Here is a 24,159-nt window from a genome sequence, read left to right on the forward strand (position 1 = left end):
GCATTCCGATATATCGTTGACCCATCGCGAGGCAGTCGGCCTCGCCAGGCAGTGAGGACACGACGTGCGAGGCGACGAGTTCAGCAAGAGGTTCGGCGGTCCCTGGGGGGGCCGTGGCGAACAGGTGCGACGGCACCGCCCCGGCGGCGGGCCGTTCGGTGCGTTCGGGCCCGGTTTCCCCTTCGACGTCCCGGGTTTCGGTCCGGGGGGACGCGGCGGGTTCGGTCCCGGCGGTCCCGGGGGGCGCGGGGGAGGCCGGGGACGGCGGCCGCGGGGCGACGTCCGCGCGGCCGTCCTGGTCCTGCTCGCGGAGGGCCCCAGCAACGGCTACCGCATCATCGGTGAGGTGGCCCGCCGCAGCGACGGGGTCTGGAAGCCCAGTCCGGGGTCGGTCTACCCGATCCTGCAGCAGTTGCAGGACGAGGGGCTCGTGGTCGCCGATCCCGCGGACCCCAAGCAGTTCACCCTCACCGACACGGGCCGCGGCTACGTGGAGGAGGAGTACGGCGACACCCCGCCGCCGTGGGAGACGCTCGACGGCGACTCCGACCGCGAGAAGCGGCACCAGTTCCGGCGCCAGCTCGGCGCGCTGGCGATGACCTACCAGCAGATCGAGCTGACGGGTGGGCCCGACGACGTCCGGCGGGCCGGGGACGTCCTGGAGAAGGCGCGGCGCGACCTGCTCGCGATCCTGGCCCAGGACCTCAGGGCGCCGTCCGGATCGTGACCGGGAGACCGGCCACGACGGGGGTCAGGGCGTGCACGAGGGGGACGCGGCCGAGCGCGGCCAGGACCCCGGCGGGGAGGAGGTCGGCCCGCACGGCCAGGTTGGCCAGGGGGTCGTGCCGGTCCGGTCCGGTCCCGTCCCCGCCGCGGAGCGCGCCCGGCCGGCGGACGGGCCCCGTGCTGGCCGTCGCGCCGGCGCGGTGGTGGCGGACGTGCTCGGTGATCCAGTCCGCGCCGACCGCGACGTCCGGGGTGCTCGTCAGCACGACCGTGGCGGCGGGGTCCTCCAGCCGCCCGCGCAGGCCGTCCGACGCCCGCGCGAGCAGGAGGGCCACCTCGTCGGCGACCGCCGTGGGCGTGCCGTCCGGGACCGCGTGGTGCTCGACCTCGAGCGAGACGTCGTCGAGCAGGTCCACGAGGGGGGCCCAGCTCGCCAGGACCGGCCGCGTCGACGACGCGGGGGCCGACGTCGTCAGCAGCAGGGTCGTCGCGATGCCCGCGGCCGAGGCCTCGTCGGCGGCCTCGATGAGGTGCTCGAGGCAGTCCTCGAGCGACGTGAGGTCGCCGGGCAGCACGGGGAGCAGGGCGACCGCCCGGGTCACGCGCACGTGGGACCGCCCTCTCGACAGGATGTGAACTCCTGTCTACTCACGGTGATCAGTCCGGTCAAGGCCGGCGGGTCGCGGTCCGGCACCGCGGTCGTCGTCCAGCCGTCGCCCGCCCGTCGCCCGCCCGTCACCCGCAGGGCCGGGTCGTGTCGGAGGCCGGGTGCAGGGTGGCCCGTGTGAACCACACCGCCACCGTTCCGGACCTGTCCGGCCGCGCCGGGTTCGACCCGCACTTCCTCGGCCCGGGTCCTGCCGTCCCGCTGCCCGTGCCCCGGGACGGCGCCGAGGTCGTCGTCCTGCCGTACACGCACTTCTCCGTCGTGCACCGGCCCGACCGGCGCCTCGCGGCCGCGACCGTGGTCGCCGTCGACGGCGCCGCCCTCGTGGACGTCCCGCGGTCGGGGGACTCCTGGTTCCTCGACCCGCGCCTGGCCCCGGACGAGCAGGCGGGAGCACAGCTCTACGCCCGCAACGACTTCGACCGCGGTCACCTGGTGCGCCGCCGCGATCCCGGCTGGGGTCCGGAGGCCGCGAGCGCCGACGCCGACACGTTCTCCTACACCAACGCCGCCCCGCAGGCCTCGCGGTTCAACCAGTCGCTGGAGCTGTGGCTGGGGCTCGAGGACCACGTCCTGGCCTACGCGCGGCGGTGGGGGACCCGGCTCGTCGTCGTCACGGGTCCGGTCTTCGGCGACCCCGCCGTCGACCCCGACCCCGAGTACCGGGGGGTGCGCGTGCCACGACGGTTCTACAAGGTGGCCGCGTACCTGCTGCCCGCCTCGGACGGGGGAGCCCCGGTCCTCGCGAGCGCGGGGTTCGTGCTGGACCAGACGCCGCTGGTGGAGCAGATCGTGGGGACGCCGCGGACGCAGGACGCCCCCGAGCTCGGTGGCTTCCGGACCTTCCAGGTGCCGGTGGCGGACGTCGAGGAGCTCACGGCCCTCGACCTCGGGCCGCTCGTCGCCGCCGACCGGCTGCCGGTGCTCGTCCCGGCCGCAGCGGGTGAGGAGGTGCCCGCCTGGCGCCCGCTGGGCGGGGTGGGCGACCTCGTCCTCTAGACCGGCTGCTGTCATGGGGGCGTGACGGCGGGATGACGGCGGAGTGGTGGGAGCGGGCGCGGGCCGCCGAGACGGCCCGGGCGCAGGAGCTCCTGCGCGGTCTCGTCGCCGAGCTCCGGCGCCGTGGCGTCGCCCCGGAACCGTTGCGTGCGCGGGCGGGGTCGGCGCGCTACCGCACCGACGTCGTCGGGTGGTACCTGCGCGCCGACGGCTCCCTCGGGGTGGGCGAGCGGGGGGAGTACTACGTGCTGGACGTGGCGCCCAGCGTGCGGGCGCGGTTCCGCGGGGTCCACCTGGACCCCGCGGAACCACCCCTGCAGGTCGGCCGCGGCGCGCGCGACGGCGAGTCGGTCGAACTCGCGGAGCTGGTGCGCCGCAGGCTGTCCGAGCCCTGATCGCCGGCGGGGGCCTCAGCCCTTGCGGAACTGCACGACGGCCCAGGACAGCGGCGGCAGCACGACCGTCGCGAGGCCCTCGGTCACGGTGACGTCCTCGAGCGCGCGCAGACCGACGGCCGCGTGGTCGCCCTCGAGGTTCGTCGTGTGCCGGTCCTGGCCCGGTGCCGCGGCGAGGACCTTCGCGGTGGCGACGCGGTCCACGTCGAAGGCCCGCAGCGGGACCTCGACCGAGGCGGGCTGCTCCTGGTCGCGGTTGGCGAGGAACACCGTGAGGAACTCGTCGTCGTAGGTCGCGGAGGCGTCGACGACGTCGACCGCGTCGAACTTCGCGGTCTCGTACTTCTCCGAGGAGGTGACGACCTGCAGGACGTTCCCCGTCGCGAGGCGGCGGACCTGCTCGAAGGGGTGGGCGATGGTCTGCTTCCACGCCTCCCCGCCCGGTTCGCTGCGCAGCAGGCCGATGACGTTGACGAGCTGGGCCTGCGCGCCGATGTGCACGCGGTCGGCGTGCCGCAGCAGCGAGTTCAGCAGGGTGCCCACGACGACGGCGTCGGTGATCGAGTACTCGTCCTCGATGACGCGCGGGGCGACGTCCCACGGTTCCACGCCCGGGCCGTGGTGCGGCTTGGACTGGTACCAGACGTTCCACTCGTCGAAGCTCAGGTTGATCCGCTTGGAGTGCTTGCCCTTGGCGCGCACGGCGTCCGCGGTGGCGACGACCTGGTCGATGAACAGGTCCATGTCGACGGCGGAGGCGAGGAAGCTCGCCGCGTCGCCGTCGTGCTCCTGGTAGTAGGCGTGCAGCGAGACGTAGTCGACCGCGTGGTACGACAGTTCCAGGACGGTCTGCTCCCACTCGCCGAACGTCGGCATCGCCCGGCTCGAGGAACCGACGGCCACGAGTTCGATGTCGGGGTCGATGGTCCGCATGGCCATGCCGGTCTCGGCCGCGAGGCGACCGTACTCGGCCGCCGTCTTGTGGCCGGTCTGCCACGGGCCGTCGAGTTCGTTGCCGAGGCACCAGAGCTTGATGCCGAACGGGTCCTTGGACCCGTGCTGGATGCGCAGGTCGGAGAACTTCGTGCCCGAGGTGTGGTTGCTGTACTCGAGGAGGTCGCAGGCCTCCTGCAGACCGCGGGTCCCGAGGTTGACGGCCATCATCGGTTCGGTGCCGACCTTGCGGGCCCACGAGTCGAACTCGGCGAGGCCGAACTGGTTGGTCTCCACCGAGCGCCACGCCCGGTCGATGCGGCGGGGCCGCTCGTCGCGCGGTCCGACGGAGTCCTCCCAGTCGAACCCGGAGACGAAGTTCCCGCCGGGGTAGCGCACGACGGTCGGGCCGAGTTCCTTCGTGAGTTCGAGGACGTCGGTGCGCAGACCGTCCTCGTCGGCGCTCGGGTGGTCGGGTTCGAAGATCCCCGTGTAGACGCAGCGGCCCATGTGCTCGACGAACGAGCCGAACAGCCGGCGGGGGACCGGACCCACGGTGAAGGCGGGGTCGAGGGCGAGTCGGGCGGTGCGCACGGGTGGCTCTCCTGGGTTTCGCGTCACGTCGGTGTGTTGGCGGGTCCTGCGGTGTCGCAAGCACGGCTTGCAACGTTGGAAGGCAGTCAACGCGAAAGCGGCAGCGGCGTCAAGACGCCCGGTGGCACAATGCGGCCGTGCCCTCCCCTCCCGTGCCGTCGCGCGCGACCCAGCGCCCCACGACGCTGCGGGACGTCGCCGAGGCCGCGGGCGTCTCGATCAAGACGGTCTCCAACGTCGTCAACGACCACCCGCACGTGCGGCCGGAGATGCGCGAGAAGGTCAAGGCCTTCATCGCCCAGCTCGACTACCGCCCCAACGGGATCGGCCGTCAGCTCCGGCAGGGCCGGACGGGCATGGTGGCGCTCGCGCTGCCGGACGTGACGAGCCCCTACTACGGCGAGCTCGCCTCCACCCTCGTCAACGCGGCCCGCGAGCGCGGGCTCACCCTCCTCGTCGAGCAGACCGACGGTGACCTCGACCGCGAGCGCGAGGTCGCGGCCGGGTTCCCCGTGCGCCTCGTCGACGGCCTGATCTTCGCCCCGCAGAGCCTGCCCGTCGACGAGTTCAAGCTGCGGCGGGACACCACCCCGGCCGTCCTCGTCGGGGAGTACGGCGAGGGGTCCGGGTTCGACCGGGTGACCATCGACTCCGTGGACCTCGGCGACCGTGCCGTGCAGCACCTGCTCGGCCTCGGCCGGCGGACCGTCGCCTTCGTGGGCGACAAGGGGCAGGGGATGGTCCGTCCCCCCGTCGTCGCCCAGCGCGTCGAGGGGTACCGGCGCGCGCTGCGCCACGCCCGGGTCCGCTTCGACCCCGAACTGCTGTGGCCGCTGGGGGAGTGGACGCGCGGGCACGGGTACGAGGGCACCACCGCCCTGCTCGCGGCCCGCCCCGACGTCGACGCGATCTTCGCCGCCAACGACCTCGTCGCCTTCGGCGCCCTGCACGCCCTGCGCCGCCTCGGGCTGCGGGTGCCGCAGGACGTCGCCGTCCTCGGCGTCGACGACGTCGAGCAGGCGCAGTTCTCCGCGCCCACGCTGACGTCCATCGCCCTCGACCGCTCCGAGATGGCCGAGATGTCGCTGCGGCTGCTCACCGACCGGCTCGCCGGCTACGACGGTCCGGAACGACTGCTCACGGTGACCGGCCGCCTCGTCGCGCGGGAGAGCACCGGCGGCTGACCCGCGGGTGCGGACGGCCGCCGGGCTGGCAGGCTGCCCCCGTGCGAGCAGTCCAGGTGGAACGGACCGGAGGACCCGAGGTCCTCACCGTCGTCGACCTCCCGACCCCCGACCCCGGACCCGGCCAGGTCCTCGTCGACGTGGTGGCGGCCGGCGTCAACTACATCGACACCTACCGGCGCAGCGGGGTCTACCCGCTCGCGCTGCCCGCCGTGCTCGGCAGCGAGGGGGCCGGGCACGTCGCCGCCCTCGGTCCGGGCGTCGAGGGGTTCGCCCCCGGCCAGGCGGTCGCCTGGAAGGAGGCGCCGGGCAGCTACGCCGAGCAGGTCCTCGTCCCGGCCGGCGAACTCGTCCCCGTCCCGGACGGCGTCGAGCTGCCGACGGCCGCGGCCGTCCTGCTGCAGGGGCTGACGGCCCACTACCTCGCGACCGACACCTACCCGGTGACGGCGGGGACCTGGGCCCTCGTGCACGCCGGCGCGGGGGGTGTGGGGCTGCTGCTGACGCAGCTGCTGAAGCTCAAGGGCGCTCACGTCCTGGCGACCGTCTCCACCCCGGCGAAGGCCGAGCTGGCCCGCGCCGCCGGTGCCGACGACGTCGTCGACTACGCGCAGGCGTCCGCCCGGGCCCGCGAGCTCACCGGCGGTCGGGGCGTCGACGTCGTCTACGACAGCGTCGGCAAGGACACCTTCGAGGACAGCCTGACCGCCCTGCGCCCGCGCGGGCTCATGGCGTTGTTCGGCGGGTCGAGCGGCCAGGTGCCGCCCTTCGACGTGCAGCGGCTCAACGCGCTCGGGTCGCTCTTCCTCACCCGCCCGACCCTCGCGTCGTACACGCAGACCCGTGAGGAACTGCTGTCGCGCACCGACGAGCTGTTCGGCTGGATCGCCGCCGGCCGCCTCGACGTCCGGGTGGGCGGCACCTACCCGCTGCCGGACGTGCGCCGCGCGCACGAGGACCTGCAGGGGCGGCGCACCACCGGGAAGCTGCTGCTGCTGCCCTGAGACCCGGAGGTCAGTCCACCGGACCGGACAGCACGCAGAACTCGTTGCCCTCCGGGTCGGCCAGCACGGTCCAGGTGACCCCGCGGCCCTGCCCGACGTCGGCGTGCCTCGCGCCGGTCTTCAGTGCCCGGGCGATCACGCGGTCGCGACCGGCGCCCGCCCGCGTCGCCCGCACGTCGAGGTGCCACCGGTTCTTCACGGTGTGGGGGGTGGGGGAGGCGACGAACTCCAGGAACGGACCACCGGACCCGCGCAGCTGGGCCATGCGGGACGTGCTGCGCACCAGCGGCATCCCGGCCAGGGGGGCCCAGAACTCCGCGAGCGCCCGCGGGTCCTCGGCCAGGCACACGACGGCCGCGACCCGGCCGGTGCCGTCGTACTCCGGACGCGGGTCAAGGACGCAGAACTCGTTGCCCTCGGGGTCTTCGAGGACGACCCACGGGACGTCCCCCTGACCCACGTCGGCCCGTCGCGCCCCGAGGTCGAGGAGGAACTCGACCGTCTCCCGCTGCTCGGAGGGGGAGGAGGAGTCCAGGTCCAGGTGGACCCGGTTCGGCGGCGACCCCGCGGGCCGGGGTGCCCCGCCGGGGACGAACACCAGCTCGACGCCGGGTTCGCCCTCGGGCGGGACGACGTCCGTCTCGTGCTCGTCGGCGTACCCGAGCCGCCACTCCAGCGCCCGGCGCCACCAGTGCGCGAGCTCGAGGGGGTCGAGCGCGTCGACGACGACGTTCACCAGCCGGCTGTCCACCCGCGGGACGCTACCGGGGGTCAGGACTGACCGCGGCCGGTCTCCTGCTGCAGTTCGTCGATGAGTTCGGACGCGCGCGCCTTGTCGAGGTCCTCGGGGACCTCGCGGCCCGCCTCACGGGCGAGCGTCTGCAGGTAGCTGCGCTGGGGGCCGGTCATCGGCTCGTCCCCGGTGACCCACGTCTCCGGGTCCTTCTCGGCGTTCTGGGTGGGGTCCTGGTTCTCGTCCCGACCGGACGTCTGCTCGCTCACCCGGCGACCGTACGGCCCGTTCGAACGGACCGCGCGTCGACGGGGCACGGCACGGCCGGGGACCACGGAGCGGGGGACTGTCGCGCACCCCGGGGGATCGCTACGGTGTGCCGCAGCAACCTTCGGAGGGGGGCCCATGGCGGAGGACGCCGTCGCAGCACGGGTGGAACGGTACGAACCGTCGACCACCCTGACACCGGCCGCAGCACCACCCACCGCCACGCGTCCGCGCGCGGCCTGGCCGGACGCCGCCAAGGCGGTCTGCATCCTCCTGGTCGTCCTCGGTCACGTCGCGTACATCCTCCTCGACCTGGCCCAGGCGCCCTGGGCCGCGGGCGCCCCGCCGGTGTGGAACGACCTGGACGTGCTCCTGCGCCCGTTGCGGATGCCGCTGTTCTTCGCCATCTCCGGCCTGTTCGCGGCGGCCGCCCTCGCCCGCCCGTGGCGGCTCACGCTGCGGCCGCGCGTGGCGCAGAACCTCTACCTCCACGTCCTGTGGCTGCTCGTCGGCTTCGCGGTCTCGGCGGCCGTCGCCATCCCCACGTTCATGGCTCCCGAACGGCTGAGCGAGGTCCCCGCGGCCGCCGCCACCGCCTCCACGGGGCTCTGGTACCTCTACGCGCTCGCGGTGTACTTCGTCCTGGCCCGGGTCACGCGCACCTGGCCTGCCGCCGTCCCCGTCGCCGCGGCCGCCGTGCTCGCGGTCGTCTCGTTCTGCGGGGTCCTGCCGGGCTCCGGCGACACGCACTCCGTCGTGGAGAACCTCGTGTGGTTCCTCCTCGGCGCCCGCTTCCCCGGCGCGCTGCGGGCGCTGGCCGCGCGGCAGCGGCCGCTGCTCGTCCTCGTCGTCGGCGGCGGGCTCGCGGTCGTCCTGGCCGCCGTCCGGCTCGTCCACCCCTCCGTCGTGGTCGACGCCCTCGTCGAGATCCCCACGCGCGCGGCGGCCGTGGTGGTCGGCGTCTGCCTCGCCGTGCTGCTGACCCAGCGGCTGCCGCGGCTCAGCGAGCCCCTGCTGCGCCTGGGCCGGCGGACCCTGCCCGTCTACGTGGCCCACGGCATCGTCCTGCTCCTCGTGCAGCGTCCGCTCGCCGCCGTCGTCGACCCGGCCTTCGGGCGGCTGCCGCACCCGGCGCTCCTGCTCGCCGTCGTCGCCTACCCGCTGCTCGTCACGGCGGGCACGGTCTGGGCGTGCCTGGCCGCGCACACGCTGAGCCGTCGGATCGGGGCGGGGTGGCTGTTCGCCCTGCCCGGTGGGGCCCGGCCCGTGGCCAGTCCGGCCCCCTAGACTCGGCGGCATGACCCACGTCCTGTCCGCGGTGGCCTGGCCCTACGCCAACGGCCCCCGCCACATCGGCCACGTCGCCGGCTTCGGCGTCCCCTCCGACGTGTTCAGCCGCTACATGCGGATGGCGGGTCACGACGTCCTCATGGTCTCGGGCACCGACGAGCACGGGACGCCGATCCTCGTGCAGGCCGAGCAGGAGGGGCTGTCCCCGCAGGGCCTGGCCGACCGCTACAACCGCGTCATCACCGAGGACCTGCAGGGTCTGGGGTTGTCCTACGACCTCTTCACCCGGACCACCACGGCGAACCACCACTCCGTCGTGCAGGAGATGTTCCGCACGGTCCACAAGAACGGGTACATGGTCGCGCAGAAGGGGATGGGCGCCATCTCCCCGTCCACCGGCCGCACCCTGCCCGACCGCTACGTCGAGGGCACCTGCCCGATCTGCGGGTTCGACGGCGCCCGCGGTGACCAGTGCGACAACTGCGGGAACCAGCTCGACGCGATCGAGCTGAAGAACCCGCACAGCCGCATCAACGGCGAGACGCCGGTGTTCGTCGAGACCGAGCACTTCTACCTCGACCTGCCCGCCGTGGCCGACGCCCTCGGGTCCTGGCTGCAGACGCGCGCGGACACGGGTCGCTGGCGGCCGAACGTCCTGAACTTCTCCAAGAACCTCCTCGAGGACATGAAGCCGCGCGCCATGACGCGCGACATCGACTGGGGGATCCCCGTCCCGCTGGCGGGGTGGGAGGAGAACCCGGCCAAGCGCCTGTACGTCTGGTTCGACGCCGTCATCGGCTACCTCTCGGCCTCGGTCGAGTGGGCCCGCCGCTCCGGCGACGACGACGCCTGGCGCGCGTGGTGGACCGACCCGTCCGCGGAGTCGTACTACTTCATGGGCAAGGACAACATCACGTTCCACTCCCAGATCTGGCCCGCAGAACTCCTGGCCTACGACGGCCGGGGCGCCAAGGGCGGTTCGCCCGGGACGTTCGGGAACCTCAACCTGCCCACCGAGGTGGTGGCGAGCGAGTTCCTCACGATGGAGGGCAAGCAGTTCTCCTCCAGCCGCGGCGTCGTCATCCACGTCCGCGACGTCCTGGCCCGCTACCAGCCGGACGCGTTGCGGTACTTCATCTCCGCGGCCGGCCCGGAGACCAACGACTCCGACTTCACCTGGCAGGAGTTCGCCACCCGCGCCACGAGCGAGCTCGTCGCCGGCTGGGGCAACCTCGTGAACCGGACCGCCTCGCTCATCGCCAAGAACGTGGGGGAGATCCCGGCGGCGGGCGAGCTGACGGACGCCGACCGCACGCTGCTGGCCACCACCCGCGGCGGGTTCGGCGTCGTGGGCGACCTCATCGAGCACCACCGCCAGCGCGCCGGCCTCGGTGAGGCCATGCGCGTCGTCGGCGAGGTGAACAAGTACCTCACCGACCAGGAACCCTGGAAGATCAAGAACTCCGACCCCGACCGGATGCGGACCGTCCTGCACGTGACGGCGCAGGCGGTCTCGGACTGCCGGACGCTGCTGTCGCCGTACCTGCCGCACTCGGCGCAGAAGGTGCACGAGGCGTTCGGCGGCACCGGGACGGTCTCCCCGCTGCCCGAACTGCGGGAGGTCACCGACCTCGACGACGGCCGGCCCTACCCGATCCTCACGGGGGACTACCGCCGCGGCGAGACGCTGCCCGCCTGGGGTTCGGCCCCGATCGTGCCCGGCACCCCCGTCGCCGCCCCGACGCCGATCTTCACCAAGCTCGACGTCGCCGCGGTCGTCGAGGAGGAGCTGGCCCGGTTGGCGCAGTGACGGCCCGCAGCCGCCCACCGGCGCCCGAGCCGCTCGCCGTCCCCGTCGCCGACAACCACACGCACCTCGACTCCGAGACCGAGCAGGACGTCGAGGCGCTGCTGGCGGCGGCCGCGGCGGCGGGCGTCCCGCGCAGCGTGCAGATCGGCTGCGACCTGCCCGCCGCGCGGTGGACGGTCGCGGCGCTCGACCGGTACCCACAGCTCCTCGGCGGTGTCGCACTGCACCCCAACGAGGTCCCCGACCTCGTCGCGGCGGGGGAGTACGACGCCGCCCTGGCCGAGATCGCCGCGCTCGCCCGGCACCCGCGCGTCCGGGTCGTCGGGGAGACCGGGCTGGACCACTTCCGCACCCCGCCGGAGCAGTGGCACCTCCAGGAGGAGTCCTTCCGCGCCCACATCGCCCTCGCCAAGGAGCTCGGGCTGGCGCTGCAGATCCACGACCGGGACGCCCACGACGACGTCCTGCGCGTGCTGGCCGAGGAGGGCGCCCCGGAGCGGACCGTCTTCCACTGCTTCTCCGGGGACGCCGCGATGGCCCGCGTCTGCGCCGACGCCGGCTACTACCTCTCCTTCGCCGGGACGGTGACCTTCAAGAACGCGGACGACCTGCGGGAGGCGCTGCGCGTGACCCCGCGGGACCGGGTCATGGTCGAGACCGACGCGCCCTACCTGACGCCGGTGCCGCACCGCGGGCGCCCCAACGCCGGGTACCTCGTGCCGCTCACGGTGCGTTCGATGGCGCAGACGCTCGGGGCCGACCTCGACGAGCTGTGCGCGAGCATCGCGACGACGACGGAGACCGTCTACGGCCCCTGGTGACGTTGGTCACGGCTCGTGGTCGCCGAGTTCACCCGATCGGCGCAACGGGTGCAGATCCAGTCGGGTGGAGCACCGCCCACGGTGCCGGAGCGTGTTCAGGGATCACGGGAGCTTGTCGAAGAGGTCTCGGAGCGGTTACGGTCCGCTCCAGTCGGCCGGATCGAGGTGGCCGGACCACGCGCTGCACCTGGGGACGGGGGTCCCCCCGAGGGGCGCGCTCGCGTCCAGACCTCGTGCCCGGGCACATCGTCGAAGGACCTCTCGTGCCGTTCCCCCTGGTCTCCGCTGCCCGCAACACCTCCCGCACGGTCCGGCTCGTCGCGGGCGGCACCTGCCTCGCGGCGGTGGTCGGCGGCACGGTCGCCTTCACGACCCTCGACAAGGACGTCGTCATCGACGCCGACGGGCAGCGCACCCAGGCCAGCGCCTTCGGGGGCACCGTCGGCGACGTCCTCGCCGACAAGGGCATCACCGTCGGCGAGCACGACATCGTGGCCCCCGCCGCGAACACCGAGCTGAAGGACGGCCAGACGATCGTCGTCCGCTTCGGCCGGCAGCTGACCCTCACCGTCGACGGCCAGACGAAGACCTACTGGACGACCGCCCAGACCGTCGACGCGGCCCTCGCCGACCTCGACGTCCGCGCCGACGGCGCCAAGCTCTCCGCCTCGCGCTCCGAACCGCTGGGACGCCAGGGCCTGTCCGTCGACGTCACCACCCCCAAGGCCGTGACCCTCGTCGCCGACGGAAAGACGCGCCAGCTCACCAGCACCGCGGCCGACGTCGACGCCCTGCTCGCCGAGGCCGGCGTGACGATGCGCCCCGGTGACGAGATGTCCAACGCCGGCAAGGACCCGCTGGCCGCCGGCATGACCGTCACCGTCGTGCGCGTCGACCGCTCCACCAGCACCGAGACGGTGGCGATCCCGCACGGCAGCCGCACCGAGCAGACGGACCAGCTCTTCACCGGTGAGAAGAAGGTCACCACCCCGGGCGTCGACGGCTCGAAGACCGTGACCTTCGACGACCTGTTCCGCGACGGCGTCCGCGCCGAGCACACCGCGACGGGCGAGGTCGTGGACGCGGCCCCCGTCGACGAGGTCGTCCAGGTCGGCACGAAGGCCAAGCCGGCCCCGGCACCCGCCCCGGCCCCCGCCTCCAGCGGTGGTGGCGGTGGCGGCGGGTCCGTCGGTGGCGGCGTCGACTCCCTCAACTGGGCTGCGCTGGCCCGCTGCGAGTCCGGTGGCAACCCGTCGATCGTCTCCGGCAGCGGCAAGTACCACGGCCTGTACCAGTTCTCGGTCCAGACCTGGCGTGCCGTCGGCGGCAGCGGCCTGCCGAGCCAGGCCTCGGCGTCGGAGCAGACCTACCGCGCCAAGCTGCTGTACCAGCGCGCCGGTGCCGGACAATGGCCCGTGTGCGGCAAGAACCTCTGACCAGTTCCCTCCTCTCGGCCCGCGACGTCCGGGAGCTGGCCGACAAGCTCGGCGTCCGCCCGACGAAGCAGCTCGGCCAGAACTTCGTCGTCGACGCCAACACGGTGCGCCGCATCGTCCGGGTCGCCGACCTCACCGCCACCGACGTGGTGGTCGAGGTCGGCCCCGGGCTCGGCTCGCTGACCCTGGCCCTCCTCGAGGTGGCCGACCGCGTCGTCGCCGTCGAGATCGACCCCGTGCTCGCGGCCGAGCTGCCGAGCACCGTCCGCGATCGGGCGCGTGAGGGCACGTCCTTCGACGTCGTGCTCGCCGACGCCGTCCAGGTGCAGGAGCTGCCCGGCCCCCCGCCGACGGCGCTCGTCGCGAACCTGCCCTACAACGTCGCCGTCCCCGTGCTGCTGACGATGCTGCAGCGGTTCGACTCCCTCCGCAGCGGTGTCGTCATGGTGCAGTCCGAGGTCGCCGACCGGCTCGTGGCCGGCCCGGGCAGCCGCACCTACGGCGTCCCCAGCGTCAAGACGGCGTGGTACGCCGAGGCCCGGCGCGCCGGGTCCGTCCCGCCGCCGGTGTTCTGGCCCGTGCCGCGAGTGGACTCCGGTCTCGTCGCCTTCACCCGCCGTCCCGCACCGCCGACGACCGCGACGCGCGAGCAGGTCTTCGCCGTCGTCGACGCCGCCTTCGCCCAGCGCCGCAAGACGTTGCGCGCGGCCCTGGCGACGTGGGCGGGGTCCCCGGTCCGGGCCGAAGAGGTGCTGCGCGCCGCCGGCGTCGACCCGCAGTCGCGCGGGGAGCAGCTCACCGTCGGCGACTTCGCGCGGATCGCCGAGGCGGGACACTAGGGTCGGTCCCCGTGCCGCCCTCCGTCCCCACGTCGAACCGTCCCGGCGTCACCGCACGCGCCCCCGCCAAGGTCAACCTGCTGCTGCAGGTGGGTCCCCTGCGCGACGACGGGTTCCACGACCTCGTGACGGTGTTCCAGGCCGTGGCGCTGCACGAGGACGTCACCGCCACGCCCGCCGACACCTGGGGCGTCACCGTGGAGGGTGCGGACGGCACCGACGTGTCCGGCGTCCCCCTGGACGGCACGAACCTCGCCCTGCGCGCGGCCCGGCTGCTCGCCGAACGCGCCGGCGTCGACGACCCCGTGCACCTGCACGTGCGCAAGGAGGTCCCCGTCGCCGGCGGGATGGCCGGGGGGTCCGCGGACGCCGCCGCGGCCCTCGTCGCGTGCGACGCGCTGTGGCAGCTGCACACGGGCCTCGACGGGCTCGCCGCCCTGGGGGCCGAACTCGGCTCCGACGTGCCCTTCGGCCTGCACGGGCGCACCGCCGTCGGCACCGGCCGCGGTGAGCAGCTCGTCCCCGTCCTCACCCGCGGCGCGTTCCACTGGGTGTTCGTCCTCGACCCGACCGGTCTGTCCACGCCCCGCGTCTTCGCCGAGTGCGACCGGCAGCGCGGACCGGGCTGGTCCGGGCCGGGGGCCGACGGGCGGCTGGAGGCCGTCGAGGCGGCGCTGCGCGACGGCGACCCGGCCGTCCTCGCGGCCGCCCTGTCGAACGACCTCGCCGACGCCGCCTGCACCCTCGCCCCGCAGCTGACCCGCACCCTGGACGCCGGTCGGGCCGCCGGGGCCCTCGGCGCCGTCGTGTCGGGCTCCGGGCCGACCGTGGCGCTGCTCGCGGAGTCGGCCACCGCCGCGCGGGACGTCGCCGCCGCGCTGGCACCGGCCGTGGGCCAGGGGCGGCTGCGGACCGCCTCCGGGCCCGCCGTCGGCGCCCGCGTCCTGGAGGCCGTGGCCTGAGGGCGCGGGTTGTCAGGCCCTCGGCAGGACGCGTGACCTCGTGCTCGCGTCGTGGGCGAGCGGCGCTGGACCGGTACGTTCCGATCCGCTCGTGTGCCGGGACCGGGTCGGAACGTACCGGTCCAGCCCTCGATCCGGTGTGCGCCGTTCCGACACGCCCCCGGCGCCAGGAGGTGCTGAACCGCAACGCACCGGCGGGCGACCGCCCGCTCAGGCGACGAGTTCGGACAGCTCCAGCCAGCGCTCCTCGAGCGTCGCGACCTCGGCCTCGAGCTCCTTGAGCTTGCCGTCGAGTTCCATGGTCCCCGCGTAGTCGGAGGGGTCGGCGGCGGCCATCTTCTCGTGCAGCGCCGCGATCTGGCCCGTGAGCTTGTCGAGGCGGCGTTCGGCGGCCGTCATCTCCTTCTGCGCGGCGCGCAGGTCCGCTCCGCTCAGACCCGCGGTCGGCTCGGACGCGGGAGCCGCGCTCGCCGGGGTCGCCGTCGGTGCCGCGCCCACCCCCGCCGCGCGCAGCCGCAGGTACTCCTCGAACCCGCCCGGGAGGTGCCGCAGCCGGCCCTCGAGGACGGCGTACTGCTGGTCGGTGACCCGGTCGACGAAGTACCGGTCGTGCGAGACGACGAGGAGGGTGCCCGGCCAGGTGTCGAGCACGTCCTCCATGGCGGCGAGCATGTCGACGTCGAGGTCGTTGGTGGGTTCGTCGAGGATGAGCACGTTCGGCTCGGACAGCAGCACGAGCAGCAGGTGCAGGCGCCGCGCCTGGCCACCGGACAGCTCCCCGACGCGGGCGGACAGGTGCTCGCGGGCGAACCCGAGCCGCTCCAGCAGCTGCGCGGGTGTCATCTCCTTGCCGTCGACCTGGAACGTCGTCTGCGTCCGGGCGAGGACCTCGCGGACGCGATCGTCGGCGATGTCGGCCAGTTCCCGGAACTGCTGGTCGAGGATGCCGATGCGCACGGTCGACCCGGTCTTGACCCGGCCCTCCGTCGGCTGCCGCAGACCCGCGACCAGCGACAGCAGGGTGGACTTGCCGGACCCGTTGGCGCCCAGGATCCCCGTCCGCTCGCCGGGGGCGATGCGCCACTCGACGTCGCGCAGCACGTGCTTGTCCCCGAACGAGACCGACACGTCGAGCAGGTCGACGACGTCCTTGCCGAGGCGGGCGGTGGCCAGGCGGGACAGCTGCACGCGGTCGCGCGGCGGGGGGACGTCGGCGATGAGGGCGTTGGCGGCGTCGATGCGGAACTTCGGCTTCGACGTGCGCGCCGGGGCACCGCGGCGGAGCCAGGCCAGCTCCTTGGTCATGAGGTTCTGCCGCTTGGCCTCGGCCGAGGCGGCCTGCCGGTCGCGTTCGACGCGCTGCAGGACGTAGGCGGCGTACCCGCCCTCGAACGGTTCGACGATCCGGTCGTGGACCTCCCACGTCGTCGTGCACACCTCGTCGAGGAACCAGCGGTCGTGCGTCACGACGAGCAGGGCGCCGTCGGTCGGGCTCCAGCGGGTCTTCAGGTGCCCGGCGAGCCAGGCGATGCCCTCGACGTCGAGGTGGTTGGTGGGCTCGTCGAGCAGCAGGACGTCCCAGTCGCCGACGAGGACGGCCGCGAGGGCCACGCGACGGCGCTGACCACCGGAGAGGTCGCCGACGCGGGCGTCCCACGCGATGTCGCTGACGAGGCCGCTGATGACGTCGCGGACCTTCGGGTCACCGGCCCAGACGTGCTCGTCGGTGTCGGCGACGACGCTGTGGCCGACGGTCGCGTCGGAGTCGAGGTCGTCGGTCTGGTCCAGGACCCCCACCCGCACACCGCCGCGGCGGGTCACCCGTCCGGCGTCGGGGGCCTGGCGACCGGCCAGGAGCCCGAGCAGGCTGGACTTGCCGTCGCCGTTGCGGCCCACGACGCCGATGCGGTCGCCCTCGTCGACGCCGAGGGTGAGGGAGTCGAAGACGACGCGGGTGGGGTGTTCGAGACGGAGCGCTTCGCCGCCGAGCAGGTGTGCCACCCCACCAGGGTAGGCGCCTGAACGGTCCGATCACTCTCTGCGATCTTCGATGACCATTGCGTCGAACGGGTGAGCCCATCCGGTCGATTCCTGCAGGGCTGCGGTCACGGAGGCTGTCACCCCTTGCGTCGTTCGGGTGGCCTTCCCCTACTCTGTGCCACGCACCGCTGGTCCCGTGGGGGCGGCTCCGCGGTGCCGCCCCCGGTGACCGGTGGGCGACGCACCAGTCCAGGGGGGACTTTGAGCATCAGCGACGTGCCTGGGGCCAGAACGGCCCGAGGCGAGATCGACGACCAGCTGCTCGGCACCTCACCCGCAGACGGAACCGCTGACGCCGTGCGTCGCGAACGTCTGCTCGTCCCGCGCCAGCGCGGCAGCCTCGGGTTCGCCGAGCGCACCCCGGCGTGGCAGCGCACCTACGTCCAGAAGATCGTCGCGACGGACGCCCTGTCCGCCGCCCTCGCGGCCTTCGTGGGCTTCTTCGCCCGCTTCAACGGCTCGCCCGCCGACCTCAACCTCACCTCCGGCCGCGCGGTCGTCGCGTGCGCCGTCCTGCTGCCGGTCCTGTGGGTCGTGGCCATGGGCGCCCTGCGCACCTACGAGCCGCGCTTCCTCGGGGTCGGGTCCGAGGAGTTCCACCGCGTCCTGACCGCCGGGCTCGCCGTCGTCGCCCTCGTGGGCACGAGCTCGTGGGCCTTCGGGCTCGAGATCGCCCGCGGCTACGTCGTCGTCGCCTTCCCGATCGCGATCCTCTTCACGCTCATCGGCCGGTACGCGCTGCGCCAGCAGCTGCACGCCCGCCGCACCCGCGGCGAGGCCAGCCAGACCGTCGTCGCCGTCGGCCACCGCGCCGCCGTCGCCGGCATGGCCCGCCAGCTGCACCGCGCCAGCTACCACGGCATGCGGATCGTCGGGGCCTGCGTCCCCGGCGGTCGCGGCAGCGCCGAGGACGACGCCGAGCTGCGCGAGCTCGGCATCCCCGTCATCGGCAGCCTCGACGACGTCCGTCACGCCGTGACGAGCGTGGACGCCGACGTCGTGGCCGTCACCGCCTGCCCCGAGCTCGACGGCCCCGGCCTGCGCCGGCTCGGCTGGGAGCTGGAGGCCACCCGCGCCGACCTCGTCGTCGCCCCGGCGCTCACCGAGGTCATCGGTCCGCGCGTGGCGATCCGGCCCGTCTGCGGTCTGCCGCTGCTGCACGTCGAGCGCCCCGAGCTCGAAGGCGTCCGCCGCCTGGCCAAGACGACGGTCGACCGCGTCAGCGCCGGTCTGGCCCTCGTGGTCCTCAGCCCGTTGTTCCTGGCCCTGGCGATCGCGATCAAGGTCGACAGCAAGGGCCCCGTCTTCTTCCAGCAGCAGCGCGTCGGCAAGGACGGCAAGACCTTCCCGATGATGAAGTTCCGCTCGATGGTCACCGACGCGGAGAAGCTGCTCATCGACCTGCGCGAGTCCACCGACGGCAACGGCGTCCTGTTCAAGATGAAGGTCGATCCGCGCATCACGCGCATCGGCCGCATCCTGCGCCGCTACTCGATCGACGAGCTGCCGCAGCTCATCAACGTGGTCCGCGGCGAGATGTCCCTCGTCGGCCCGCGGCCGCCGCTGCAGAAGGAGGTCGACGAGTACGGCTACGACATGCGTCGCCGCCTGCTCGTCAAGCCCGGTCTCACCGGGCTGTGGCAGATCAACGGCCGCAGCGACCTCGACTGGGACGAGTCGGTCCGTCTCGACGTCCGCTACGTCGAGAACTGGTCCTTCACGTTCGACTTCATGATCCTGTGGAAGACCGCCGGGGCCGTGCTCCGCGGTCGCGGGGCCTACTGAGCCCCACCCGACGACCCGGGGATCACCCCTCGAAGGGCGCCGACACCCGACGCAGCAGCGTCGCGAGTGCTCGGCGCTCTTCGCGTCCCAGGACGTCCAGCATCCGGTGCTCGGCCTCCACGAGGTCGGCCAGGGCCGCGTCGACGACGGCGGAGCCCGCGGGCGTGAGCCGGACCCGCACGCTGCGCCGGTCACCCGGGTCCGGGCGGCGCTCCACGAGCCCGCGCGTGACGAGCCGGTCGACCCGGTTGGTCATCGTCCCGCTCGTCACGAGGGTCTCCACGAGGAGCTGACCGGGCGACAGCTCGTGCGGCGCGCCGGCGCGGCGCAGGGCGGCGAGGACGTCGAACTCCCACGTCTCGAGGTCGTGGGCGCTGAAGGCGCCGCGGCGCAGCCGGTCCAGGTGCCGGGCCAGGCGGGCGACGCGGGACAGGACCTCGAGCGGCTCGACGTCGAGCTGGGGCGCCTCGCGGCGCCACGCCGCCACGATGAGGTCGACCTCGTCCGTGGGGGCGTCCCCGACCGGTTCGAGGGGATCGCGGGCATCGCGGGCATCGCGGGCATCGCGGGCATCGCGGGGGAGGGTCACAGCGCGGGCCCCACGGTGGGTGCGGGGCGGGCGCGCGTCGACAGCCGCGGTTCGGCCTCGAGGCCGGTGAGCCCGTTCCAGGCGAGGTTCACGAGGTGGGCGGCCACCTCCTCCTTCGCGGGCTCGCGCGTGTCCAGCCACCACTGGCCCGTCATCGCCACCATCCCGACGAGCATCTGCGCGTACATGCCGGACCGCTCCGGGGCGTAGCCGCGTGCGGCGAAGGCGTCGACGAGCAGGTGCTCGACCTGCCGGGCGATGTCGGAGATGAGGCTCGCGAAGGTGCCCGTCGTCTGCGCGACGGGGGAGTCGCGCACGAGGATGCGGAACCCCTCGGTCGAGAACTCGATGTAGTCCAGCAGCGCGATCGTGGCCCGCTCCAGCAGGGTGCGCGGTGACCCGCGCCCGGACAGCGAGCGCGTGATGGCCCCGAGCAGTGCCGCGATCTCCCGGTCGACGACGACCGCGTAGAGCCCCTCCTTGCCGCCGAAGTGCTCGTACACCACGGGTTTGGACACCCCCGCCGCGGCGGCGATCTCCTCCACGGTCGTCCCCTCGACGCCCTTGGACGCGAACAGCGAGCGCCCCACGCCGATGAGCTGCTCACGGCGTTCGCCACCCGTCATGCGGGAGCGGGGGCGGCCGGGGGTCACGGTCCCATCCTGCCGGACGGGGGTCCGGCCCCTCCGGGGGGAGCGCCGCCGGAACTGGCAGGATGGTCGGGCACGACGCTGTCCCGGGTGGTGTAACGGCAGCACGGCGGGTTTTGGTCCCGTCCAGTAGGGGTTCGAATCCTCTCCCGGGAGCGGTGGTCCCGGCGGGGTCGCGGGGGCGGATATCCTCGCCCCTGTCCGTCGACGCCACCGGCCGGCGCAGGCCCGGGATCCCGCGAGGGAGCCGGACGAGCCGACTGGACGAGCCGCGAGGAGCGCGCCCCGCGTGACCACCGCACCGTCAGCCACCGCCCTCCCACCCCCGACCCCCGCAGCCGTCATCGTGCTCGCGGCCGGTGAGGGCACCCGGATGAAGTCCGCGACGCCGAAGGTGCTGCACTCCCTCGGGGGCCGCCCCCTCCTCGCCCACGCGCTGCGCGCGGCCGGCGAGGTCGGCCCCGACCACCTGGTCGTCGTCCTGCGGCACCAGGCCGAGGTCGTCGCCGCCGCCGTGCGCGAGACCGACCCCGCCGTGACCACCGCCCTGCAGGACGACGTCCCCGGGACGGGCCGCGCCGTCCAGTGCGGGCTGGACGTCCTGCCCGCCGACCTGATCGGCACCGTCCTGGTCACCTACGGCGACGTCCCCCTGCTGTCCGGGGCCACGCTGAGCCGCCTCGTGCAGGCCCACACGCAGGGCGGCAACGCGATGACCGTCCTCACCGCGGAGCTCGAGGACCCCACCGGCTACGGCCGCGTCCTGCGCGACGACGCCGGCGTGAGCGCCATCGTCGAGCAGAAGGACGCGACGGCGGACCAGCGCGCCGTGCGCGAGGTCAACTCCGGCATCTACGCCTTCGAGGCGGCCGCGCTGCGGGGCGCCCTGGCCCGGGTGGGTCGCGACAACGCCGCGGGCGAGGTCTACCTGACGGACGTCCTGGCCCTGCTGCGCGCCGACGGCGGCCGCGTCGAGGCCCTCGCCCTGAGCGACGAGTGGGAGATCCGCGGCGTCAACGACCGCGCCCAGCTCGCCGAGCTCGCCGCCGAGGCCAACCGCCGCACGCTGCGCCGCTGGATGCTGGCCGGCGTCACCGTCCTCGACCCCGCCACGACGTGGGTCGACGCCGACGTCGAGCTCGCCCAGGACGTGACCCTGCGGCCCGGGGTGCAGCTGCACGGGTCCACGCGCGTCGGGACCGGGGCGGTCGTCGGCCCCGACACCACCCTGACCGACGTCGAGGTCGGGGCGGGCGCGGTCGTCGAACGCACCCACGGCAGCTCGGCCGTCCTCGGCGCCGGGGCGCACGTCGGACCGTTCGCGTACCTGCGACCCGGGACCCGGCTCGGCGACGACGGCAAGATCGGCACCTTCGTGGAGACCAAGAACGCCCGCATCGGGCGCGGGTCGAAGGTGCCGCACCTGTCCTACGTGGGCGACGCCACGATCGGGGAGCACTCCAACATCGGGGCCGCCTCCGTCTTCGTGAACTACGACGGCGTCACCAAGTCGCACACCACCATCGGCGACCACGTCCGGATGGGGTCCGACAACATGTACGTCGCGCCGGTCACCGTCGGCGACGGCGCCTACTCCGGGGCCGGCACCGTGATCCGCAAGGACGTGCCCCCCGGGGCGCTCGCGATCAGCGTCGCCCCCCAGCGCAACCTCGAGGGCTGGACCGTCGAGAAGCGTGCAGGAACTCCCGCGGCCCAGGCGGCGCAGCGGGCCGTGGACGAAGGCCCCACCGTGGGCGAGGCCGAAGGGCAGGAGACCGACCGATGACCGGCATCACCACCACGGGCGAGAAGCGGATGGTCCTCATCTCCGGGCGTGCGCACCCGGAACTGGCGGAGGAGGTCTCCTCCGCGCTGGGGGCCGAGCTCGTCCCGACGAGCGCCTACGACTTCGCCAACTCCGAGATCTACGTCCGGTTCGAGGAGAGCGTCCGCGGTTCGGACGCGTTCGTCATCCAGAGCCACACGGCGAACGTCAACCAGTGGATCATGGAGCACCTCATCATGGTCGACGCCCTCAAGCGGGCGTCCGCCAAGCGGATCACGGTCGTCGCGCCGTTCTACGGCTACGCGCGGCAGGACAAGAAGGGCCGTGGGCGCGAGCCGATCTCGGCCCGCCTCATCGCGGACATGTTCAAGACGGCCGGGGCCGACCGCCTCATGTCGGTCGACCTGCACACCGCCCAGATCCAGGGGTTCTTCGACGGTCCCGTCGACCACCTGTGGGCGCTGCCGCTGCTCGCCGACCACGTCGGCAAGCGCGTCGACCGCTCCAACATCACCATCGTCTCGCCCGACGCGGGCCGCGTGCGCGTCGCCGACCTGTGGTCGGACCGCCTCGGTGCCCCGCTGGCGATCATCCACAAGCGCCGCGACCCGAACGTGCCGAACCAGGTGAAGGTGCACGAGGTCGTCGGTGACGTCGAGGGCCGCACGTGCGTCCTCGTCGACGACCTCATCGACACGGCCGGCACGATCGTCCAGGCCGCCGAGGCGCTCAAGGCCAACGGCGCCGCCGACGTCATCGCGACCGCCACGCACGCCGTGCTGTCCGGTCCGGCCGTCGACCGCCTGAAGAACTCGCCGATCTCCGAGCTGGTCGTGACCAACACGCTGCCCATCTCGGAGTCCCAGCAGTTCCCGCAGCTGACGGTGCTCTCGATCGCCCCGCTGCTGGCGCGCGCCATCCGTGAGGTCTTCGACGACGGGTCGGTCACCTCGCTCTTCGACGGCCACAGCTGACCGCCGCCTGAGCACGGAGGTGACCGGCGGAGCGGGTAGACTCACCGCCGGTTGCCTCGGCGAGGGTGACGCTCGGTCCAGGTCGAGCGGACACCGTGATCGACGCGGTGGATGAGTCGTCGTTCTCTCCCGGGGCCTTTGCACGCCGTCCGTCCCGAGATCGAGGAGACCACCACCATGGCCGAGACCAAGCTCACCGCCGAGAAGCGCACCAGCTTCGGCAAGGGCGCCGCCCGCACCATCCGTCGCGCCGCGAAGATCCCCGCGGTCGTCTACGGCCACGGTGAGGCGCCGCTGCACATCACCCTCCCGGGCCACGAGACGCTGCTCGCGCTGCGCGCCTCCAACGCGCTGCTCGACATCGACGTCGACGGCGTGTCGCACCTGACGCTGCCCAAGGACGTCCAGCGCGACCCGATCAAGGGCTTCATCGAGCACGTCGACCTGCTCGTCGTGCGCCGCGGCGAGAAGGTCGTCGTGGACGTGCCCGTCCACGTCGAGGGCGAAGCGGGCCCGGAGACCGTCGTCCAGCAGGAGCTGACGACCCTGTCCGTCGAGGCCGAGGCCACGCACATCCCCGCCTCCCTCACCGCGTCCGTCGAGGGCCTCGAGGCCGGCGCCCAGCTCGCCGCCTCGGACGTGCAGCTGCCCTCCGGTGTCACCCTCGCCGGTGACCCCGAGCAGCTCGTCGTCGTCGTCAGCGCCGCCGCCACCGCCGCCCAGGTCGAGGCCGAGCTCGAGGCCGCCGAGGCCGAGGCCGGCATCGTGCGCGAGGAGTCCGACTCCGAGGCCGCCGAGACCCCGGCCGAGGAGAAGTCCGAGTCCGACGAGTCCTGAGCCCCACCCCTGACGGAGGACCGCACCCCGTGAGCGACGCCTGGCTCGTCGTCGGCCTGGGAAACCCCGGCGCCGAGTACGAGCGCACCCGGCACAACGTCGGCCAGATGGTGCTCGACGAGCTGGCGTCGCGCACGGGGGGTTCCTTCAAGAAGCACCGGTCCGGGGCCAGGGTCGCCGAGGTCCGCCTCGGCGTCCTGCCCGGCGGTGCCCCCGGGCCGCGGACCGTCCTCGCGGCCCCCACGTCGTACATGAACGTCTCCGGTGGCCCCGTCGCCGGACTGGCGAACTACTTCGACGTCCCCGTCGAGCGGATCGTCGTCCTGCATGACGAGCTCGACATCGACTTCGGCGCCGTCCGCCTCAAGCGCGGCGGCGGCGAGGGGGGCCACAACGGTCTCCGCTCGATCTCGAAGTCGTTGGGGGAAAAGGAGTACGCCCGGGTGCGGGTCGGCATCGGCCGCCCCCCGGGTCGGCAGGACCCCGCCGACTTCGTGCTCAAGGAGTTCTCGAGCACGGAGAAGAAGGACCTGCCCTTCCTGCTCATGGACGCCGCCGACGCCGTCGAGAGACTCCTCCTCGAGGGGCTCGAGGCGGCGCAGCAGAAGTTCCACGCCCCCGCCGGCTGAGAGCTCCGGACCTCACCGCAGAAGAACCCCGGCCTCCCGGTGCGCGGCGCCGGACACGCGATCCGTCCCGCCGGAAACCGCCTGCGTGCACCGTGACGTCCGGTTCGTCCAGGCGACCGCTGGGCTGGAACTCCACGTGCCCTCCGGGAACACCGGACGCGGCCACCGGAACGACGAAGGGCCGCCGGGTGGGATCCCGGCGGCCCTTC

General features: G+C 73.6%; 23 protein-coding genes and 1 tRNA gene. 17 read left to right on the plus strand and 7 right to left on the minus strand.

Annotated elements, in window-relative coordinates:
- Positions 1–64: 64 nt before the first annotated feature.
- Complete coding sequence (locus tag AB0637_RS20795; protein ID WP_366174599.1) at positions 65–727, plus strand: helix-turn-helix transcriptional regulator; 663 nt, start codon at positions 65–67, stop codon at positions 725–727.
- On the opposite strand, the gene AB0637_RS20800 is transcribed toward AB0637_RS20795, so the two are convergent.
- Positions 705–1,334, minus strand: coding sequence for a hypothetical protein (locus AB0637_RS20800; RefSeq protein ID WP_366174600.1), 630 nt, complete (start codon positions 1,332–1,334; stop codon positions 705–707). The genes AB0637_RS20795 and AB0637_RS20800 overlap by 23 nt on opposite strands.
- A 176-nt stretch (positions 1,335–1,510) precedes the next feature.
- On the opposite strand from AB0637_RS20800, the gene AB0637_RS20805 reads away from it, so the two are divergent.
- Complete coding sequence (locus AB0637_RS20805; protein ID WP_366174601.1) at positions 1,511–2,392, plus strand: DNA/RNA non-specific endonuclease; 882 nt, start codon at positions 1,511–1,513, stop codon at positions 2,390–2,392.
- 32 nt (positions 2,393–2,424) lie between these two features.
- The gene (locus AB0637_RS20810; protein WP_366174602.1) at positions 2,425–2,787 is read left to right on the plus strand and encodes a hypothetical protein; all 363 of its coding nucleotides are present in this window, start codon (positions 2,425–2,427) and stop codon (positions 2,785–2,787) included.
- Positions 2,788–2,802: 15 nt separating this feature from the next.
- Here the strand turns inward: AB0637_RS20810 and AB0637_RS20815 are convergent, their stop codons facing one another.
- On the minus strand, positions 2,803–4,314 hold the full coding sequence (locus AB0637_RS20815) for an alpha-N-arabinofuranosidase (RefSeq protein WP_366174603.1): 1,512 nt from the start codon (positions 4,312–4,314) through the stop codon (positions 2,803–2,805).
- A 137-nt stretch (positions 4,315–4,451) separates the two neighbouring features.
- On the opposite strand from AB0637_RS20815, the gene AB0637_RS20820 reads away from it, so the two are divergent.
- Together AB0637_RS20820 and AB0637_RS20825 are read left to right on the plus strand one after the other, a co-directional pair.
- Entirely contained in the window at positions 4,452–5,498 is a 1,047-nt protein-coding gene (locus tag AB0637_RS20820) for a LacI family DNA-binding transcriptional regulator (RefSeq protein WP_366174604.1), read from the plus strand.
- A 41-nt stretch (positions 5,499–5,539) separates the two neighbouring features.
- The gene (locus AB0637_RS20825) at positions 5,540–6,502 is read left to right on the plus strand and encodes a quinone oxidoreductase (protein WP_366174605.1); all 963 of its coding nucleotides are present in this window, start codon (positions 5,540–5,542) and stop codon (positions 6,500–6,502) included.
- 10 nt (positions 6,503–6,512) lie between these two features.
- Here the strand turns inward: AB0637_RS20825 and AB0637_RS20830 are convergent, their stop codons facing one another.
- On the minus strand, positions 6,513–7,253 hold the full coding sequence (locus AB0637_RS20830) for a VOC family protein (protein ID WP_366174606.1): 741 nt from the start codon (positions 7,251–7,253) through the stop codon (positions 6,513–6,515).
- A 20-nt stretch (positions 7,254–7,273) separates the two neighbouring features.
- A complete protein-coding gene (locus tag AB0637_RS20835) occupies positions 7,274–7,504 on the minus strand; it encodes a DUF3072 domain-containing protein (RefSeq protein ID WP_366174607.1) in 231 nt (76 codons plus the stop codon).
- A gap of 136 nt (positions 7,505–7,640) precedes the next feature.
- Here AB0637_RS20835 and AB0637_RS20840 point away from each other — a divergent pair, with 136 nt between their 5' ends.
- The 6 genes from AB0637_RS20840 (at position 7,641) to AB0637_RS20865 (ending at position 14,660) form a co-directional block, all read left to right on the plus strand.
- Positions 7,641–8,789: an acyltransferase family protein gene (locus AB0637_RS20840; protein WP_366174608.1), complete on the plus strand. Its 1,149-nt coding sequence runs from the start codon at positions 7,641–7,643 to the stop codon at positions 8,787–8,789.
- 10 nt (positions 8,790–8,799) lie between these two features.
- Positions 8,800–10,602 carry a methionine--tRNA ligase gene (metG, locus tag AB0637_RS20845; protein ID WP_366174609.1) on the plus strand — a complete coding sequence of 601 codons (1,803 nt, stop codon included), beginning with the start codon at positions 8,800–8,802 and terminating at the stop codon, positions 10,600–10,602.
- Positions 10,599–11,423: a TatD family hydrolase gene (locus AB0637_RS20850; protein WP_366174610.1), complete on the plus strand. Its 825-nt coding sequence runs from the start codon at positions 10,599–10,601 to the stop codon at positions 11,421–11,423. Before metG ends, AB0637_RS20850 begins: the two co-directional genes overlap by 4 nt.
- Positions 11,424–11,686: 263 nt before the next feature.
- Positions 11,687–12,859 (plus strand): ubiquitin-like domain-containing protein, encoded by a 1,173-nt coding sequence (locus AB0637_RS20855; RefSeq protein ID WP_366174611.1) that lies wholly within the window; start codon positions 11,687–11,689, stop codon positions 12,857–12,859.
- Positions 12,832–13,698 carry a 16S rRNA (adenine(1518)-N(6)/adenine(1519)-N(6))-dimethyltransferase RsmA gene (rsmA, locus tag AB0637_RS20860; RefSeq protein WP_366174612.1) on the plus strand — a complete coding sequence of 289 codons (867 nt, stop codon included), beginning with the start codon at positions 12,832–12,834 and terminating at the stop codon, positions 13,696–13,698. Before AB0637_RS20855 ends, rsmA begins: the two co-directional genes overlap by 28 nt.
- A gap of 11 nt (positions 13,699–13,709) precedes the next feature.
- The gene (locus AB0637_RS20865) at positions 13,710–14,660 is read left to right on the plus strand and encodes a 4-(cytidine 5'-diphospho)-2-C-methyl-D-erythritol kinase (RefSeq protein ID WP_366174613.1); all 951 of its coding nucleotides are present in this window, start codon (positions 13,710–13,712) and stop codon (positions 14,658–14,660) included.
- 210 nt (positions 14,661–14,870) lie between these two features.
- Here AB0637_RS20865 and AB0637_RS20870 read toward each other — a convergent pair whose 3' ends face one another.
- Entirely contained in the window at positions 14,871–16,661 is a 1,791-nt protein-coding gene (locus AB0637_RS20870) for an ABC-F family ATP-binding cassette domain-containing protein (protein ID WP_366174614.1), read from the minus strand.
- A gap of 255 nt (positions 16,662–16,916) precedes the next feature.
- On the opposite strand from AB0637_RS20870, the gene AB0637_RS20875 reads away from it, so the two are divergent.
- Positions 16,917–18,485, plus strand: a complete 1,569-nt coding sequence (locus tag AB0637_RS20875) for a sugar transferase (protein WP_366174615.1) — start codon at positions 16,917–16,919, stop codon at positions 18,483–18,485.
- A gap of 22 nt (positions 18,486–18,507) precedes the next feature.
- Here the strand turns inward: AB0637_RS20875 and AB0637_RS20880 are convergent, their stop codons facing one another.
- Positions 18,508–18,975 (minus strand): MarR family transcriptional regulator, encoded by a 468-nt coding sequence (locus AB0637_RS20880; protein ID WP_366174623.1) that lies wholly within the window; start codon positions 18,973–18,975, stop codon positions 18,508–18,510.
- A 95-nt stretch (positions 18,976–19,070) separates the two neighbouring features.
- Positions 19,071–19,700, minus strand: a complete 630-nt coding sequence (locus tag AB0637_RS20885) for a TetR/AcrR family transcriptional regulator (protein ID WP_366174624.1) — start codon at positions 19,698–19,700, stop codon at positions 19,071–19,073.
- A 108-nt stretch (positions 19,701–19,808) separates the two neighbouring features.
- Here AB0637_RS20885 and AB0637_RS20890 point away from each other — a divergent pair.
- The 5 genes from AB0637_RS20890 (at position 19,809) to pth (ending at position 23,950) form a co-directional block, all read left to right on the plus strand.
- Positions 19,809–19,880: transfer RNA gene (locus tag AB0637_RS20890), tRNA-Gln, on the plus strand.
- A gap of 133 nt (positions 19,881–20,013) precedes the next feature.
- Complete coding sequence (gene glmU, locus AB0637_RS20895) at positions 20,014–21,510, plus strand: bifunctional UDP-N-acetylglucosamine diphosphorylase/glucosamine-1-phosphate N-acetyltransferase GlmU (protein WP_366174616.1); 1,497 nt, start codon at positions 20,014–20,016, stop codon at positions 21,508–21,510.
- The gene (locus AB0637_RS20900) at positions 21,507–22,484 is read left to right on the plus strand and encodes a ribose-phosphate diphosphokinase (RefSeq protein ID WP_366174617.1); all 978 of its coding nucleotides are present in this window, start codon (positions 21,507–21,509) and stop codon (positions 22,482–22,484) included. Before glmU ends, AB0637_RS20900 begins: the two co-directional genes overlap by 4 nt.
- A gap of 177 nt (positions 22,485–22,661) precedes the next feature.
- A complete protein-coding gene (locus AB0637_RS20905) occupies positions 22,662–23,321 on the plus strand; it encodes a 50S ribosomal protein L25/general stress protein Ctc (protein ID WP_366174618.1) in 660 nt (219 codons plus the stop codon).
- Positions 23,322–23,350: 29 nt separating this feature from the next.
- Positions 23,351–23,950 carry an aminoacyl-tRNA hydrolase gene (pth, locus tag AB0637_RS20910; protein ID WP_366174619.1) on the plus strand — a complete coding sequence of 200 codons (600 nt, stop codon included), beginning with the start codon at positions 23,351–23,353 and terminating at the stop codon, positions 23,948–23,950.
- Positions 23,951–24,159: the final 209 nt, after the last annotated feature.

This window comes from Kineococcus sp. NPDC059986 (genome assembly GCF_040702905.1).
GTDB lineage: Bacteria > Actinomycetota > Actinomycetes > Actinomycetales > Kineococcaceae > Kineococcus.